The organism is Streptomyces sp. NPDC006314 (assembly GCF_040613075.1).
Taxonomy (GTDB): Bacteria; Actinomycetota; Actinomycetes; order Streptomycetales; family Streptomycetaceae; genus Streptomyces.
This window is the reverse complement of record NZ_JBEXRL010000018.1, coordinates 92,126-108,408: the sequence shown is the minus strand read 5'-3', so window position 1 is coordinate 108,408 and position 16,283 is coordinate 92,126. Positions and strand designations below refer to the sequence as shown.

Here is a 16,283-nt window from a genome sequence, read left to right as displayed (position 1 = left end):
AGTGAGGCGCTTCCGCGGACGCGAGCCGGGGGCATCGACTGTCGCTTACCGGCCGCTGGTCTTCCTCGCGAGTCGGCTGAGGGTGGTCCAGGCGCGTGGCCCCCATCCGACGGGGCCGTAGGAGTGGCGCCGAACCACCAGCGGCTCGCCGCCACCAGGAACACGAACAACGCGAGGGCGATCAGGGTGACGCCCGCGGGTGACACACGACCGACGAGTCCGGCTCCGTAGCCGCCACCGTCCGGGAGAAAGTCGGCCGGGCTGCCGAGGCCACGTTCGCGTGGTCATACGTAGCCGCAGAGACAGCACTGCCCTCTTCACAATCCAGATGGAGCCCTGGGAAGCGCCCTTCATGATTCGGCGGCAACCGGGGCGGTCACCGGCTTGCGGCTCTTCTCTGCTGTTGCGTGCCGTCCGGCGATTCGACAGCCCACGCAGTGCGGGTGTCCGTGGCGGGCGGCGAGGTCCTTGACTCGCCAGTCCCACTGGTCAGCCGGACGAGGCCCGCTCGGTTTGCCCCAGCCGGCCAGGTGGAGCACCCATGTGATCAGCACCGCCAGAGCAAGCGTCGCAACGCCGGCAAGGATCAGGGAAGTGGAGACGGTGATCATGCCGAGGCCGCAGATGGTGAACCCGGTCACCGCTACGCCGGTTCCCGTCCAGCCAGCCACCGTGTGTCCCATGTCGCAGTCTCCGTGCGCGCTCATCAGTTGGCTCCTTGGAAAATGGGATGCTGGAGGAGTCGGCCGGACTCACCCGCCCGACAACTTATCTCACGAGCTAATCTATTTTGATGTTAGGGGACAGTGTGGCGAAGGGCAAGGCACGTCCGGCGGTGACGGCCGAGCAGGCGCTGTACGCGATGGACCGAATGATCGCGACGGCACAATTCGGACAGCAGGACATCGCGCGCCGACTCGGCCTCAACGTCACGGACCTCACCTGCCTGGGCTTTCTCGTCGAAGCCGCCGCGGCTGGCGAGTCCCTCGTGGCCGGCGATCTCTCCGAACGGGCCCGGCTGACCACCGGAGCAGTCACCGGCGTCCTCAACCGCCTGGAAAGGGCGGGCTACATCCGCCGCCAAGCAGACCCACGCGACCGCCGACGGGTCCACGTGGTCATGGAGGAGACCGCACAGGAACGCATCCTCGAGGTCTACGGTCCCCTGTACGAGCGCTTGGCCGTTCTCTTCGCCGATTACAGCCCGGACGAAATCGCCGTTCTGGCCGACTGGTTCACCCGTGCCAGAACCTTGCTTCAGGACTCGCTGGACGACATCCGGCGCGGAGTTACCGACCTTCCTCCCGTCGGCCGCTGAAGCCGGATGGCGGTCGTCAGCACCGTTTGGGCCACCGGCGGGCGACGGCTCTCCGGCGCTGCACCGAGTCGTCGGCGGCCAAGGTGTGGGGGGGTCCACCATCTAACGAGGTCACGCATAGTTGGCGGTGAGATGCGGTAGGGCCGCAGTGGGCTTCGTGTGCACACTTTTCTGGCGGGGATGGGGTCCGGGCCATCGCGCGGACGCTGCCGATCGGTCGGGTGACCTTCATGGCCGCGGCATCGGGCTCGCCCAGGTTTCGGGCTTGGCGGAGCGGAACTCCTTGCCTTCCCCCGGCGGGGGCCCGCCCTTCGGCGGCGAAATCCACGGTACCGGGACCGGCTTGCGCATAACGCGGTCCGCGCGTATCCGTCCGACCACTACCACCGGCAGTCCTTCCAGCAGGCAGGCCATGGGTGGAGCGTCGTAGCCGGCGTCAAAGAGGATCAGGATGTCGTGGTCACACTGCTGCCACCACCCCATGCCGATGAGGTCCTGCGCCACCCGGCGGACTTGGGCTGCGACGACCTCGGCGTGACGTCCACCGCCAAGCCAGGCGCCCTCGGCGGCCTCGGACCGCGGCAGCGGGGCAACACTCGCCGCAGCTGCGGCGCATCGACGTTCCCACTGTTCGGGGCCCGTGCATTACGCCGTGCCCGCGCACGCGCTTGGCCGTTCCAGCACTCCGCGAGGGACGTGGCAGGGAGCGACGACGTCTTCATTGCGTCTACACGGAGGCGTTTGCTGGGTTCCGGATCGGGAGAGACACACCGAGCCGCTTGCGGGCTGGAGGGATGGAGGGAGTCCATATCCAGTGGGCGCAGGACCTTTCCGAGCAGGCGCAGTCAACGTCATCCCCTAAGTTCGGTACGACATGTCTTCGTGTCTCACCACTGAAAACGGGCTGGAACATCTGGACCGGGCGGTGCATGAACCGCGACTGCTGCGATTACTGCGCCAATGCCAGTGGACCGGTGCAGTTGGCGTCGACCGGTGCCCTGGACCAGGTCCGTCCAGTCTGCCGAGCGGTTGGCCAGGCAGGCTCTCCCTCAAATGTCAGGCGTACTTGCCTTCGGCGGGTTGGTCGCTCGCGATGCCGGAGCGAAGGGGCTCGTAGCAGTCGTAGTTGCGCTGAGCAACGATCTTTCCCTCGCGAAATTCGATGAATGTCGCGATGTGGGCGCCCATCACGTGCCCTGCAGGGAGCTCTCCTAGGGCAACGGCCAGCGTGCCGGACCACGTGGCTTCTATGGCGACCTGGCTGCCAGAGGCAACCACGTTGATCACTTCGAAGTCCTGGTGCGACAGCAGCTTTGGCGCTCGCTGGGATGCGGCAAGCAATTCGGGCAGACGTCGTAGCGTGCCATTGGGAAACAGGGCATTGGGCAGTTGGGTGTGAACCGCCTCCGGATGGAAGAAGGAAGCCAGTTCCTCTGGTCCGGCAAAGCGCGACACCGCCTGGTGATAGCGAACGGCTGTGCGGATGTTCGGGTTGCTTTCAGTGTCCGACATACGCACAACCATAGTTGTACAACTACAGTTGTCAACTGACGTAGGGTGGGTGCCATGCAGCAACCGCTCACTCCAAAGGACCTCGACACCGGCACTCTCGCCCTTTTTGCCGGTTTTGCCGCCAGCGCTGCGGTCAAGGAAGAACTAGCCGCACAGGGGTTCGCCGACCTACGCATGTCTCACGGCTACCTCTTTCAACACCTCATCAACGCCCGACCCACCATCGGCGACCTCGCCGAGAAGTTGGACATGACTCAGCAGGGCGCCTCCAAGGCCGTTGCGGAGTTGGAGCGTCTCGGCTATGTAGAGCGCCTTCCCGACTCCAGTGATGCTCGCATTCGCCGTGTCTCGCTCACCGGCCGTGGTCAGGAGGCCGTTGCCGCTGCGCGCCGGGCCCGGGCAGCTTTGGAGGAGCGGCTACGCCGGCACTTCGGCACCGAAGCCCTCGGCGCTACCCGCAGCCTGCTTGCAGACCTGCTCGACGAGCTCGGATCCACTACGGCCGTCCAGCGACGCGAGGTCAAGCCACCGCGATAGGCGTCGCCAATGCCTCGGTGGGCGACAGTGCGCATGTGTTAGGAAGCCGATCGTCGGCAGGCAGCCACCGGGGCACGCTGGCACGCAGCTTAGAGGTGTCCGTGCTGAGTCGGCGGAGGTCGAGGGCGGCGGTTCGGGTTTGGAGCCAGGCGTCGTTGGCGATGGTGCCGCGGAACCACTGCCGGCCGTCGCCGCCGAGGGCGGGGCCGGGCGCTGGTCCTGGCCGATCTCCCCGCCCCGCGACGACGCCGCGGTGGCAGTGCGACTGCCGAGGCCAGGGCCGTGGCTGACCTGGGTGTGCGGAATCTGCGGCGAATGCAGTACCACGACCCGTCCGCGCCGGGCAGGCGCGTGATCGTGCGGCTGTCGGTTCCGCTGGAGGCGGTCACCACCGCGCTGAGCTCCCCCTCCCCCGCATCGGTGACGGGCCATGCTCGACGTGGTCGCGGTGCGGTGCTGCTGACGCGGTGCGCGGAGACCGGACTTCCTGGGGCTGGGCCGTGGGGGAATGGTTCCACCTGCTCGGCCGCGCCCAGGCTGAGTCGCGCCCGCGTGGGAGGTCCGCCCCTGTCTCGCGGCACACGCCTACCTACTCGGTTCTGCAACGAGTCCACAGACTCGGCAGTTGCAGCGGCTCCCCCTGGCATGGCGGATCTTCGGACGCGACCGCGTCAACGGTGAGGTCGCACGGCTCGCACGGTCCTGGTCGCCTGGGGCTTCCGGCTCGGCCGGGACGAAGACACGTGTGCCGTTGGTGGCCTGTCAGCTGTTCCTGCTGAACCGCAGCCCGCACTCTTGAGGATCTGGATACCGCACTGTTCGACCGGGTCCGCCGCGACGGGCTGCTGGAGAGCAGTCGGCTGAACACCATGCACGCCATGCAGCGGGCGGTTGCCGAGCTCGGATTCTGCGATCCTCCGCCTCCCGGCGCCGGCCGCCACTCGGCCCGGCCCAGCGGCGGCGCGCCGATCCGGGAACAGTGGGCCGACCGTTGGCACGCCACCTCGACGCTGTTCCCGCGCGTTCGCGGCGCGGCGTCCGCTCGGATCTGCTCGAGGTCGGCCGTTGGATCGCCGCCGAACAGCCCGACGCCGCCGGTCCGTCCGCCGGACCCGGCCGACCGGCGCTTCGTGGACAGCCACGCTGGACCAGATGAAGGACGGTGACCACGTCCAGCGCACCACAGGTTGGCGACCGTCTCGGCAAGCCGCTGGAAGCGCCCAGCAAGGCCGGGTAGATCACCGCGCTGCGGACGTTCGATCCACGCGCTCCCAACTCATGGACAGCCGAGAACAATCCGGAGAATGACCGTGCCGATCCCGCTGATCGACGACGAGCACGCAGCCGGCAGGACGGCCAGGCGGCACTGCACCGGCTACTCGACCGCCTCGCCGACACACCCGCTCCGGGCGGCCCGACGCCACGCGAACTGGACGCGCCGCTGACGGCCCGCTTTCTGTCGCTCGTCGACGTCCGACGGGGCGGGGCGGGCTCCTCGGGCTGATATCGGAGTGCGCACAGGCCCGGGAGAGTGTCACAGTCACTACCGTGACCTTGATGAACGTGCTCGTCGACTTCGCCCGAACCGGCCGGATCGGCCCGCTTCACTGCGGGATGCCCCTGACTGAGGCCGAGGACCTCCTCGGTCAAGGGCGCCCGCACCCCGCCATCCTTATGAAGGGCCCGGATATCGACGGCTACCCGTATGCGTGGGGCGGCCTGCGACTCGTCGTCACCCAGAGGGCCGTCAGTGGCATCTGGATCGACCTCTGTCCCGGATCAGCGGCGAGTCTCCCACCGCTCGTCCTGCCTGATTCCGAGACATTCGAGGCCACCGTGCTCCGCGAGGAACTGACCACCGCCCTCGACACCGCAGGCTGCCACCACGAGGTCAACCCCGTCCTCACCTTCGGCGAGCAGTCGAGCATCGTCACCCAGCCGGCCGAGGTTTGCGCTGTCTTCAGCCTGCCCCGCCGGGACCACCACGTTCCGCACCGCGACCGGCACTACCTCGACGTGATGCACAAGCACACGGCTTGACTTCGCTGGCCCGCGGACCAACTGACCAACAGGGTTCCGGCAGACCTCGCCTTCACCGCCGTCGAAGCAGCCGACTACGATCAGGCAGCAGCCCTGGCCCTTGAGGCAGCCGGATGCTGCCAGCCGGACGCCCTCGCCGACATCGTTGTCCGGCACGATGAGGCCGAACTGACCGTGGAGGCATCCGGTCTGGCTCACCATGGGGCGGCAGACGGAGCCCCCCCCCCGACTGCCTGCGCGCCCGGCCGCCCGTCGTTGCGGGTTGTGGCCGCGCTCTGTGACATCCTGCCCTTTCGGGCGCCGGGCACAGGACGGGTCTGCACGGTCTACCGCCGCTCCTGGCTGACCAGCCCCACGGGCAGCGCGGCGTCCCTGCCGGTGCCGGCGGCGAGGCCCCGGTCCGACAGGCCGGAGAACGTCCGCCGCTTCTTCTGACCGCCGCCGGAAGCGGTTGCCGGGTTCACAGGTCTGCTCGCGTCCGGCTGCAGCGACCGCTGAACCGCGTACCCCGGTCCTTGTCGGCGGCGACGGCGGAGGCGGACAGGAGTGTCGTAGCCGCGAGACTGCCCCACAGGGCGGCCGGGCCGAGCGGTGCGAGCGCGGTGATGGCCGCGGGCGATACGGCGAGACCGAACCCGGTGGAGAGCTGGAGGCGGGCCAGGGCGCGTCCCAGGAGGCGGGCCGGGGCGAGCGCGGTGACGAGCGGGGTGACGCTGCCGGCGTAGATGATCTCGCCGATCGTGCAGACCACGGAGACCGCGGCGACGGCCGGGGCGCCCCAGCCGTGTCCCAGTGAGGTGGCCGCGAGGAAGCCGACGTAGGACGCGGCCAGCACCACGCCGGACAGGGCCAGCACGGATCTCCGGTGGAAGCGGGACATAAGGACGGTGACCGGCACCTGCAGCGTCACGACCAACACCGTGTTGGCCACGAAGACGGCTGCCGGCCACACCGGGGACGCGTGCAACTGCGTCACCAGGATCAGGGGCAGTGCGATTTCGGGAACGTTGAGGCAGAAGACGTAGACCACGTTGGCGGTTAGCAGTGTGAGCATACGGGGGGCGGGCGCCTCGTCCCCGTCCTCGGCCTTCTCGGCGGGATGCGCGTGCAGGCGGACGGACCACGCCAGGGCCGCTGCGGTAAAAAAGGCGAGCCCGGTGGCGGCTGCCATCGCCCGTAGCGCCGTGGTGCCGCCCGCCAGGCACGCGGTGGCGAGGAGCGCGCCCGCGCCCAGGGCGGCGTTGCGCAGGGCGCGGCCTCCCGCGAGCGCAGCGTCGCGTTCCCAGCCATGGGCGACGGTGGCCACGACGGCCGCGTGGGCGGCCGGCCATGCCTGATTGCCGATGCCGAGGAAAAGCGCTGCCGCCGCGAACAGCACGGCGTGCCCCGCGGGGGTGACCAACAGCAGCGCCACGCCCAACACCCGTACCAGCATGGACGCCGCCACGACCGTACTGCGGGCGCCCCGGTCCAGCCATCGGCCCACCGCGGGCATGCACACCAGGCCCGCGACGACTCCGGCGGCCATGGCGATGCCGGTGGCCGGGCCCGAAAGCTTCAGTACCGTCACGCCGTAGAGCAGCAGAAAGGGCCGCAGCAGGCCGGTGCCGAGCGCGTCCACGGCCAGGGCGACGGCATAGCGGGGGCCTCCTGAGGCGCGGACGAGGGCGCTGGGCCGGATACTGGCGATCGTTGTCATGGCGTCAAACGGTGGGTGCGGCCGCCGGGGTCGGGCACGTCGGTTGACGCATATCGTCAACCGACGCCATGGCCGGCCGTCCGGGCGGTGATGATGAGGGGATGACGCTGAGGATCGACATCGGCGGTCTGCCGTCCGAACGGGTGCGGTTCGCCGCCTCCCCGCTGGCCGAGCTGACCGCGATGCTGCACGTGCTGGCCGAACCCGGTCACCATCCGCGGTTCGCCGGCTGGGCCGCGGACGTCTGGGCCGGGCTGCGGCCGGAACTGGCCGAGCGGTTGCGGGAGGCGGACTTCCTCTGGCGTTCCTCGCAGGCCGACTTCCTGATCCCCGCGCGTCCCCGGCCGACCCTCGCCGAGGAACTGGACGACGTGGACCGCATGGACGACGAGAGGTATGTGACCGCCGCGCTCGTCACGACGTGCGGCAGCAACCGGGTCCATTCCCCCGGGACGTCGCCGCTCACCGACACCGCCGCGCGCGAGCGGGCCCTGGACGTGGCCCAGGCCCGCGGCGCGCTACAGGAGGCCTTCGCGGAACGGCTGCTCACGGATCCGGCCGCGGTGCGGGCGCGGGTGCGCCACACCCTCGAGGAATGCGCCGAGGCCTTCTTCGACGCCGCCTGGGCGGATGTCGCGGTGCAGCTCGCCACCGATCTGCGCCTGAAGAACGAACTGCTCCGCCACCGCGGCATCGGGGCGGCACTCGCCTCGGTCTCCGGCGCGGTCACCCTGGCATCGGACGGTGACTGCATCGTCGTGGACAAGGTGCAGGACAAGGTCACCGCCGCCCGTCGCGCGGCGGTAACCTTCATCCCCAGCGTCTTCGGCCGCCCGCACCTGGTGGCGGTCCACGCTCCCGGGTGGCATCCGGTGGTGCAGTACCCCGTCGCCGAGTCGGGTCCGGCGGAGCCGGTCTCTCTGGAAACGGTCACCCTCCGGCTGGAGGCGCTCGCGCATCCGGTACGGCTGCGGTTGCTGCGCACTTTGGCCCGCGGCCCACACACCACCGGCGAGCTGGCTCACTTCTGGGAACTCTCGCCACCGGAGGTGTCCCGCCACCTCGCCGTCCTCCGCCGCGCGGGCCTGCTCACGGCTCGGCGGCGCGGTCGTTACGTCCGTCACACCCTCAATCTGCCCGACCTGATGACGCTGGGCGGCGACCTGTTGGCGGCCGTACTGCGCTGAGTACTCCGGTCTGCCGTGAGTGGGCGACCACCGCCTTCGCCGCACCGTCCGACTCGGCAGGCGCCGGCCACGCCCGGAGCGACCGCCGACCGACCCGGGCACCCGGGCGGCACACCAGCCGCACCGCCGGATGGCCCCCCTGGCCACATGTCCCGGCGAAGGGCGGCCAATGGAAGGCGCCGAAGGCCGGTGACGTCTTGCGGGGCGGCCGGGCGTCGGCGTCACCTGCTGGCGGTTGAGGGGGCGGGGCGGAGGCGAGACGACCTGTCGCGCCTGACGGGCCGCGCCCTGACTCACCTGCTGGCCCTGTTCGAGGCTACGCCTACCTCGGCACTGTCACCGCCGCCGTTCTCCTCCTCTGGCTCCGATCACGAGTCCGCGGGCAAGAGTGCGGCGATTTCGCCCAGCACCCGGGCCGCCGGTGCCGGGTCGACCAACCATTTCAGGTGACTGCCGGCGAGCGTACGGACGTCGTAGGGGTTCTCCGGCGTCAGCGCGTCGCCCTCGCGGATCATCCGGTCCTGCATGGCGAGCGGCACGCTGGTGTCCTCAGCCAGCCGGATGTACGTCTTGGGTATCCGCCCCCAAGTGTCGGACTGTGCCCGGTCATCGGGTGTGCCGGCGTCGAGGTTCTCGTCGGGCTGGAAGGTGTTGAGGAAGACCATGAACTCCTCGTCCGTCCCGTCGGCGAGGAAGGCCGCCTTGAAGGCCGCGAGGACGCCAGGGTCGGCGGTGCGGAAGTTGGAGCGCAGCAACCCGAGCTCGGCAGGGTTCCCGACCATCGCCGAGGCCAGCCCTGTGGCGTCGACCGTGGCCATCTCGGGCTCGGCGTAGTAGGCGCTGACGTCCAGGTCGACTGGGCACCAGGCGGAGACATAGACGATGCGGTCGATCAGGTCGGGCCGCTGATTGGCCGCAACGGTGGCCGTCATGCCGCCTCGGCTGTGGGAGACGAGGATGACGGGCCCGTTCCGCTTGGCTCGCTCCAGTATCCCGATGAGGTGCCTGGCGTTGTCGGCGAGCATGACACCCTTGATGGCCCCGGGCGCGGTGGCGAGCCCTTCGAGGTCCTGCGGCGCCTGGTAGGCGCGCGGGTACGTCGCCGCGAACCCGTGCCCTGGAAGGTCGACGGCGACGGAGCGGTGTCCGAGGAGGCCGAGTTCGGCTTGGAGCGGCGCGAAGGAAAAGGAGTTCGCGAAAGCTCCGTGAACCAGTACGAACGTCGGTTGCATCTGCCTGCTCACTTTCTGGCCTCTGCGACGTCGGCGGCACGCGCATTGCCAGTTCCGGCGAAGCGAACCGCCTCACGGCCGAGGCCGGGGAACGAGTCGTCGTCCCGCGGCGCACCATCCTCACCTGAGACGGTTTCGTGCACGGCGAGCGCCAGCGGTCAAACGCGGGATCTCGAGGGCGACTTGGGGCAAGCTGGCCATCATCCGTTGCTGCTTCACAGTACTCAGTGAAGATCATCCGCACTACCCGGACGAGCCGTTCCGCTTGTGTCTTCGCCGCCCATCCCAGCCCTCGCTCCCGCTCTTGCCCCTGTCCGGCCAGGGCGAGGTTGTGCAGACGGGCGAGGCCGAGCACGGCGTGGTGACGCCTTCGCCCCTCGGGCGGCAGTCACGGAGGATCTTCCAGCTCTTCATGCGGGCGACGGCGCGCTCGACGCGGGCGCGGACCTTGCGGCCGGAGGTGTCGTGTTCCTCTTCCCAGGCTTCCCAAGCCGGGAGTTTCCCCGGCGGCCGCGTTCGCGGCGGTGCGGGACGACCAGTCCGGTGCCCCGACATCCGCCGTCCGCGATCACTCGGCCTTTCCGACCCGGCCTTTGGCGCCGGACAGCTCCCATGCCCTGCAGTCGTAGCGGTTGCCGGGCACCGGCCGGCCCACGGCGACCACGAGTCGGGTGTCGGCGTCGGGTTTGCGAGACTGCGGGCCAGCGAGGCCCGAGGTGGTCGATGATCCGGTCGGCGGCTGACTTCGAGATGCCGAAGAGCGGGGCGAACTGGCGCGGCGTAACGTGGTGCGCCACCAGCAGCACCCGGTCCTCCAAGGGCACGCTTCACGGCCGTCGAAGGGGACTATCCAAGACGGCTCGGGCGCCGCTCTCAGTGATACCCGGTGCCGGCGGACAGGCTCAGGCTGCGGCATGCCCGTGTGGGTCGGACACGAAGGCCAGGATGTGGGGAACCGCCTCACGCAGACTGACGAAGTGGCGATGCACGCCCTCCACCGCGGCGGCGGCGTTCACCCCCCACACCGTCATCCCGGCGCACAGCCCGGACCGCACTCCGGAGGGGGCATCCTCGATCACCAGGCAGTCTCCCGGCTCGGCTCCGAGCTGTTCAGCGGCCAGCAGATACGGTGCGGGAGAGGGCTTGCCCTCCTCGACAGCGGCCGCGTCCACGATCACACCCGGTACCGGCAAGCCCGTCCGCAGAAAACGGCCGCGCACCCGGTGCTCATAGTTCGAGGTCACCAGCGCCCAGGACGTCAGTGGCAGGCCGTGCAGCAGCTCCGACGCGCCGTCGAAGGCCTTGTAGACGCCGGATCGGACGTCTTCGTCCTCCAGCTCATGCAGCGTGGCCAGGCACTCGCGCGGATCTCGGTCCGCAGCGATCTGTGCGAACGTCTCTATCGGTCGCGTCCGCAGAGCCACCTGGTAGACCTCGTCCGCATCAAGCCCGTACCGCTCCGCCCAAGTGCTCCAGACCCTACGCTGGTTGCTCGCCGCGTCGATCAACGTGCCGTCGACATCGAACAGGACGCACTTCATGCGGCCCCGCCGCGTAAGTTCACTGGACACCCGTCGATCATGCCAGGCTGCGGAACGAGCGATTGCGGGACAGCTCTTGAAGACGGTGCGAACTTGCGGGTCCCAGCCCGGTGGACCGGGGTAAGCCCGGTTCCAAGGTGGACGTCCTGTCCGACGCGGACGGACTGCCGCGTCCGGCTTTCCGCGGCCAACGCAGCGCATCGGCGTCCGTTTCGCCCGCGCGGGCATCGACTCCAGTGAACGGCTCGGCCGCCGAAGGTTGGTCATCGAACGCACCATGTGCTGACTGACCGGCGATCGCCGTCTCAACACTGCCACGAGCGGCACCCCGGCAACTATTCTTCTCGGACTGGCATCCGCTCTCTGCTGCCACGAACGGCTCCTCGAACTGACCATGTAGGACACGGTCTGAGCTATAGTCCTCCGATCGTGACCATGACACGAAGGACGATTCTGAAGGGGCTGACCGCGGCGCCGTTCGCCGCAGCGGCCGGCAGCCTGATTCCCACCGTCGCCGAAGCGGCAACCATCAATGCCGGCCAGTTCAGTCTCACCAGCCGATCGACCAACGGCTACGGCGAGTTCGCCGACCTGACCGCCGGCCTGGCTACCAAGCTGACCAAGGTGGACGCGACGACCGTCATCGCCGGCACCAACCGCAGTGCGACCCACCTCACCAGCGCGCCCAGCACCGTCGAGGCGTTCTCGACCGGGTTCGCCTGGGACGGCGGCGACCAGGCGGTCGACTACTGGATCCCGCAAGGTGTCACGACCAGCGCCGACGCCTACGGCAACGGGCTCTATCCGGCAGGTGGCACCAATAGGGTCGTCCTCGTCTCCTGGTACTTCGAAACAGACCCCGACGGCGACGGAACCGACGAGTACTCCCTCGACAAGGGCCTGCGGTTGACCCTCGTCGACTACACGACCTCCACGAAACCGACGTACCGGCACGTTCTTCTGGTCGAGCCGGTCATGTCCGACACCGGCGAGTACTCCTTCAACCCCATCCGCAAGCACGCCGGCGGCATCTTGTGGTACGGCAACCTGCTCTATGTCGTCGACACCTACAAGGGGTTGAGGGTGTTCGACTTGAACACCCTGTTCAAGGTCGCCACCGCCGAGGTGGACGTGTGCGGTCTGCACACCGACGGCTCGTACTACGGCTACGGGTACCAGTACGTCCTGCCGCAGAGCCACGCCTACGACAACGCGGGAACGTACCTGCGCTACACCACAATCGGGCTGGACCGCACCAGCACCCCCGACAGCCTGGTCGTGAGCGAGTACTCCAAGTCGGGGGCCGTCGACTACACCGACGGCACCTTCAACGGCACCGCCCCCGGTACGACCACGCCCAAGGTGGTCCGCTGGAACCTCGACTACACCAATCGGCAGCTCGCCTCGCTCACCGCGTCCGAAGCCGTCACCGTCGCCCAGGAAAAGATCCAGGGAGTGGTGTCCCACAACAGCAAGTACTACCTCTCCACGAGCGCCGGTCCGTCAACCAAGGGCTCACTGCGCACCGTCAACTCCGGCGCCTCGACCGCGACCACCGTTTGCGACCTGGCCATCGGCTGCGAGGACCTCAGCTTCCACAGCAGCGGCGCGTCCGGCTGGGCCTACAGCGAATCCGTGATCTGGAACCTCAGCGAGTACGCCGGCAAACGGTACGTCTACGCGGTCCACGCAGACGGCTCATAACCGCTGCCCAGGTTCTGTCTATCCGGTCAGCATCGTGTCCGGATGACGACGGCGGCGCGGTGGAGTGCGGCCTGGTAGGCGATCACGAGCTCGTCGGTTCGTGTGGCCAGGCCGCGGCCACTGTTCGAGGCGGTTGATGCTCCGCTCGACGGTTTTGTGCTGCTTGCAGGCATCCTTGTGAGCCGTCTGGGAACGGGCCGAGTTCGTCGGGATGTCCCACCAGGGCCATCTGGTGCGGTATCTCCACGCGATGGCTTCGAGCGTGCGACGGTGGTCGGCCCACCGCCGTCCGTGGACCGGGTCGGCCGGCATCAGCGGGTCGATTCGGTCCCGAACAGGCATGCCCGATCAACTGTGCTGCGCATCAAACAGACATGCGCTAGCCGGCGTTGAGGTTGTGGTCAACGAGGAACTCCGGGTAGCCGAAACGCTCTCCGAGTGCGGTGAACGCGTCGCAGCGGTCCTCCGCGCGCCCGACTCATTCAACGGCTGACCCCTCCCCCGCCTTCCGGCCTTGGCGCCGAACGGCGCCTCAACGCCCGGTCACCCACTTGCACCGCGTCGCAGTCCGGGCATCGATGCGTCGAAGGGTCGTTCCTTCGCAGCCACCCTCGGAGTGATGGCCCTCCACCCTGCCGATCCCACGACTGTCAGTTCCGTCCCTCGAGAAAAAATCTCGGCCGTCGTGTCAAGAATCCACTGGCCCTTCGACTGTCAGGGGGGCAGTACGGCCGGCCGCTTCCGGGTGAGGCGCTCGAGGCCGCAGACTGGAGGGGGTTGTCATGGAGAGTACGGGCGTTGGCGCCGTCGTGGTGTTCCTGGTGGCCGTATGCGCGCCGGGGGTGAGCAGCGTGCTGCACGGCATCGCCTTCCGCATCCGTGCGGCTGGAAAGGCCGAGCTGATGCGCGCCCGGCGCGAGTCGGGCGGCGAGGCGGACAGTGCGCGTCGCGCGGTGAGGCGAGGGTGGCATGGCTGAGGGGCAGGCGGTAGAGCCCGCCGAGGTGGTCTCGGCCCTGGTGGCTGAGCGGTACGGGCAGATGGTCGGCCGCGCACGCCAGTGGCTGCGGACGTTTGACGTCCCGTCGGCGTGGGTGGACGCCGAAGACGTGGTGCAGAACGCTCTCGCCGGCGTGCTCGCTCATGGCGAGCCGGTAGAGAAGCTGCGCCCCTACGTCTTCACCGTCATCGAGTACGAGGCTCGGCGGGCGGCCCGGCGCTACCACTCCGGTCTGGGCTACGGCTCCAGGGACGCTGACGTGACGCTGGAGTATGCCGGTCCCGCTGACCTGTGCCGCACGGCCGACTTACGGCTGGACATCGAGGCGGCGCTCAGCGCGCTGCCGCCTCGACAGCGGACGGCGGTGCTGGCCACCAAGGTGCTCGGGCTCACCCAGGCGGAGACGGCCGAGGCGATGGGGACGAAACCGGGGACGGTGGCCACCCATGTCTTTCGGGCGGTGCGCACCCTCAAGCTAGCTGTCGGCGCCCTGGCTGTGGTGCTGACCAGTTGGTCGGTGGCGTGGCTCAGGATGGGCAGGCAACTCGCGGAACCCGCCGCGGGTGGCGACCCGGTGAAGGTTCTGTCGTCGCTGGCGCCGAGGTTTCTCGCCTGGACCGCTGTCAGCGTGCTCGGCTCCCTACTGCTCTGGTTGGCGTTGTCCTGGTTCGTTCGCATACTGCGCCGGCGCCGGGCGGCGCGCACGGAACGAGCCGAAGCCGAGGCCGCACAGGCGAGAGACCCGATCCAAGAACCGGACCTCCACTCCTACGAGCCGATCTACACGGGTGACCCGACGGCTCCCCCGCTCTAGCGCGCGTGGGCGAAGAGCGCCTCAAACGGATGATCAAAGCGGTCAGCCGTCCTCGCGACATCTCCGGTTCCATCGACAGCTCCAGGGGGAGCAGTCACCGGTGGGAACGCAGGTCGTCGTCATGACGGTCGACCCACGTCGCCACGTCGACAACCGGCTGGGGCCGCCGCCCGGGGCACCTGACCACGTTGCGCTGAAGCCGGCCGCCGGAGTGGCGCTCGGCTGCGTCGCATCGTCCGCGTGCTGCGCGGGGCTGTTCACCGAGGACATGCGGCGCTGGCTGCACCGAAGCGAACCGGTCGACCGGCGGCCCGGCGGCCCGGCGGCCCGGCGGCCCGGTGAGGATCCGGCAGTCGTCGTGAAGAACTGAGCCTTCTCAGCGCCGGAACACCGCCGTGGTCACGGGGCCTTGTACTCCGGGCTGAACCGGGGCTGGATCGACGCTGCCCGGCTGCGGAGGGCCTTGGCGGGTGTGCCGTTGCCACGGGCCAGGGACGGCCGCCTGGTGTTGGCGGTAGACGTGTCTCCGTGGCTGCGGCCGGACGCCGACACATGCTCGGACCGATCGTTCTGCCACACCTTCGGTCGGGGCCTGGGCAAGCACCAGATGGTGTCCGGCTGGCCGTACTCGCCCGACCGCTACGGAACCGCAACCGCCCAGGCCTGGGACCGGCTCCACCCCCGGCTCACCCGCCGGGCCGCTTGGAGCGACCACGAGGGACCATTGCCCCTAATTGAGGGCACCGTGATCAGGTTGACGGTCGAGAAGCTGCCCAGCGGCGGGGTGAACAAGCCCTGCGCAGTTCGACGTTGAGCACACGTTTGGTCTGCTCAAGCAGACTCTCGGCTGGACCCGGCCGAACAGACTCACCCCCGCCCGGGTCCGGCGGGGGTTCAGGAACCTCCGTGCGAAGACAGGCGCGCCAGCAGGTGCACCAGAACCCACCAAGCCCGGCCCCGGCCGCCCGCTCGGCTCGAAGAACCGACAGCCCGCCACCCGCCACGACGTCGGACGCGTCCTCGCCACCGGCGAGTCCTACACACGACCACACGACTCGCACACCACAACATCGGCACCAAACCCCGACGAACAAGCCCCGCCCCCAGCGATTCGATCGGCACGTAGGGTGCGGAGATGGACATAGTCAGCGGTGTCGTCGGTATCGAGTACTCGCACTTCTACATTGCCGAGCGCATCGAGGAGGGATTCGAGAGTGTCGACGATCTGCCGGACTTTCATACCGACGAGCCCGTGATCGTCACACCCGGCAGGCTCACCGTCGTCAGTCGCGTCCAGGCACACGATGCCTGGGTAACCCTGATGGCCGCCGAGGCCGAGCCTGAGCAGCGGACGGAACAATGGCAATCGCTCGGTTCCTGGCTGTACCGGCCCATCTACGGAGGCCGGATGGGAATCTCCGGCCCCACCACCGGCCCCGCCACGCCGGCGATGGGCTGGCTTCCGGGTGACCAAGGGTTCGCCCCAACCCTGACGCTTCACCCAGCGACGATCTACAGGGTTCACGTCTACGCCAGGGGCCGAGAGGACTCCCGAGCCCGGTACGAAGCCGCAATGGCCCGCAAGGAATGGGGGCTCAGCGAGGGGTTCGAGGACTACGTAGCCATCTTCATCCCTGCCGGAGAGCAGGCCCCCCGCGCCGCAGGTTGAACGGCAAGCTCAGGCCACGCTGATGGCGCCCC

Annotated in this window: 17 protein-coding genes and 4 pseudogenes; 12 read left to right on the top strand and 9 right to left on the bottom strand. The window is 68.9% G+C overall.

Translation table 11 applies throughout. The annotated features are described in order from the left end of the window. Positions 1–350: 350 nt before the first annotated feature. Positions 351–707, bottom strand: coding sequence for an HGxxPAAW family protein (locus ABZ079_RS28205; protein WP_356942239.1), 357 nt, complete (start codon positions 705–707; stop codon positions 351–353). A gap of 155 nt (positions 708–862) precedes the next feature. Between ABZ079_RS28205 and ABZ079_RS28200 the strand changes: the two genes are divergently transcribed. Further along, complete coding sequence (locus ABZ079_RS28200) at positions 863–1,318, top strand: MarR family transcriptional regulator (RefSeq protein ID WP_356942284.1); 456 nt, start codon at positions 863–865, stop codon at positions 1,316–1,318. Between the two features lie 252 nt (positions 1,319–1,570). On the opposite strand, the pseudogene ABZ079_RS28195 reads toward ABZ079_RS28200, so the two are convergent. Next, positions 1,571–1,903 (bottom strand): annotated as a pseudogene (locus ABZ079_RS28195) (transposase); the annotation flags it as partial. A 471-nt stretch (positions 1,904–2,374) separates the two neighbouring features. After that, entirely contained in the window at positions 2,375–2,830 is a 456-nt protein-coding gene (locus tag ABZ079_RS28190; protein ID WP_356942238.1) for a nuclear transport factor 2 family protein, read from the bottom strand. A 54-nt stretch (positions 2,831–2,884) separates the two neighbouring features. On the opposite strand from ABZ079_RS28190, the gene ABZ079_RS28185 reads away from it, so the two are divergent. From ABZ079_RS28185 to ABZ079_RS28175, 3 genes are all read left to right on the top strand, one after another. Then, positions 2,885–3,367 carry a MarR family winged helix-turn-helix transcriptional regulator gene (locus ABZ079_RS28185; RefSeq protein WP_356942237.1) on the top strand — a complete coding sequence of 161 codons (483 nt, stop codon included), beginning with the start codon at positions 2,885–2,887 and terminating at the stop codon, positions 3,365–3,367. A gap of 1,304 nt (positions 3,368–4,671) precedes the next feature. Continuing rightward, the gene (locus ABZ079_RS28180; RefSeq protein ID WP_356942236.1) at positions 4,672–4,812 is read left to right on the top strand and encodes a hypothetical protein; all 141 of its coding nucleotides are present in this window, start codon (positions 4,672–4,674) and stop codon (positions 4,810–4,812) included. 103 nt (positions 4,813–4,915) lie between these two features. Then, a complete protein-coding gene (locus tag ABZ079_RS28175; protein WP_356942235.1) occupies positions 4,916–5,407 on the top strand; it encodes a hypothetical protein in 492 nt (163 codons plus the stop codon). 326 nt (positions 5,408–5,733) lie between these two features. Here ABZ079_RS28175 and ABZ079_RS28170 read toward each other — a convergent pair whose 3' ends face one another. After that, positions 5,734–5,871 (bottom strand): hypothetical protein, encoded by a 138-nt coding sequence (locus tag ABZ079_RS28170; RefSeq protein ID WP_356942234.1) that lies wholly within the window; start codon positions 5,869–5,871, stop codon positions 5,734–5,736. Next, a complete protein-coding gene (locus tag ABZ079_RS28165) occupies positions 5,868–7,106 on the bottom strand; it encodes an MFS transporter (protein WP_356942233.1) in 1,239 nt (412 codons plus the stop codon). Before ABZ079_RS28165 ends, ABZ079_RS28170 begins: the two co-directional genes overlap by 4 nt. Positions 7,107–7,207: 101 nt before the next feature. Here ABZ079_RS28165 and ABZ079_RS28160 point away from each other — a divergent pair, with 101 nt between their 5' ends. Next, a complete protein-coding gene (locus ABZ079_RS28160) occupies positions 7,208–8,293 on the top strand; it encodes a helix-turn-helix domain-containing protein (protein ID WP_356942232.1) in 1,086 nt (361 codons plus the stop codon). Between the two features lie 368 nt (positions 8,294–8,661). Here the strand turns inward: ABZ079_RS28160 and ABZ079_RS28155 are convergent, their stop codons facing one another. The 3 genes and pseudogenes from ABZ079_RS28155 to ABZ079_RS28145 form a co-directional block, all read right to left on the bottom strand. Continuing rightward, a complete protein-coding gene (locus tag ABZ079_RS28155; RefSeq protein ID WP_356942231.1) occupies positions 8,662–9,525 on the bottom strand; it encodes an alpha/beta hydrolase in 864 nt (287 codons plus the stop codon). A 313-nt stretch (positions 9,526–9,838) separates the two neighbouring features. Then, positions 9,839–10,441, bottom strand: a pseudogene (locus ABZ079_RS28150) (transposase); the annotation flags it as partial. Beyond that, positions 10,428–11,066, bottom strand: coding sequence for an HAD-IA family hydrolase (locus ABZ079_RS28145; RefSeq protein ID WP_356942283.1), 639 nt, complete (start codon positions 11,064–11,066; stop codon positions 10,428–10,430). The gene ABZ079_RS28145 and the pseudogene ABZ079_RS28150, both read right to left, overlap by 14 nt. A 98-nt stretch (positions 11,067–11,164) precedes the next feature. On the opposite strand from ABZ079_RS28145, the pseudogene ABZ079_RS28140 reads away from it, so the two are divergent. Together ABZ079_RS28140 and ABZ079_RS28135 are read left to right on the top strand one after the other, a co-directional pair. After that, positions 11,165–11,466, top strand: a pseudogene (locus tag ABZ079_RS28140) (IS5/IS1182 family transposase); the annotation flags it as partial. A gap of 35 nt (positions 11,467–11,501) precedes the next feature. Beyond that, entirely contained in the window at positions 11,502–12,770 is a 1,269-nt protein-coding gene (locus tag ABZ079_RS28135) for a hypothetical protein (protein WP_356942230.1), read from the top strand. An 18-nt stretch (positions 12,771–12,788) separates the two neighbouring features. On the opposite strand, the gene ABZ079_RS28130 is transcribed toward ABZ079_RS28135, so the two are convergent. Continuing rightward, the gene (locus tag ABZ079_RS28130; protein WP_356942229.1) at positions 12,789–13,112 is read right to left on the bottom strand and encodes a transposase; all 324 of its coding nucleotides are present in this window, start codon (positions 13,110–13,112) and stop codon (positions 12,789–12,791) included. Between the two features lie 440 nt (positions 13,113–13,552). On the opposite strand from ABZ079_RS28130, the gene ABZ079_RS28125 reads away from it, so the two are divergent. The 5 genes and pseudogenes from ABZ079_RS28125 (at position 13,553) to ABZ079_RS28105 (ending at position 16,251) form a co-directional block, all read left to right on the top strand. Then, positions 13,553–13,747: a hypothetical protein gene (locus ABZ079_RS28125; RefSeq protein ID WP_356942228.1), complete on the top strand. Its 195-nt coding sequence runs from the start codon at positions 13,553–13,555 to the stop codon at positions 13,745–13,747. Beyond that, positions 13,740–14,582, top strand: a complete 843-nt coding sequence (locus tag ABZ079_RS28120) for a sigma-70 family RNA polymerase sigma factor (RefSeq protein WP_356942227.1) — start codon at positions 13,740–13,742, stop codon at positions 14,580–14,582. Before ABZ079_RS28125 ends, ABZ079_RS28120 begins: the two co-directional genes overlap by 8 nt. 100 nt (positions 14,583–14,682) lie before the next feature. After that, positions 14,683–14,952 carry a hypothetical protein gene (locus ABZ079_RS28115; RefSeq protein ID WP_356942226.1) on the top strand — a complete coding sequence of 90 codons (270 nt, stop codon included), beginning with the start codon at positions 14,683–14,685 and terminating at the stop codon, positions 14,950–14,952. Positions 14,953–14,967: 15 nt separating this feature from the next. Continuing rightward, positions 14,968–15,604, top strand: a pseudogene (locus ABZ079_RS28110) (transposase); the annotation flags it as partial. 113 nt (positions 15,605–15,717) lie between these two features. Continuing rightward, positions 15,718–16,251, top strand: coding sequence for a hypothetical protein (locus tag ABZ079_RS28105; RefSeq protein ID WP_356942225.1), 534 nt, complete (start codon positions 15,718–15,720; stop codon positions 16,249–16,251). The last annotated feature ends 32 nt before the right edge of the window (positions 16,252–16,283 follow it).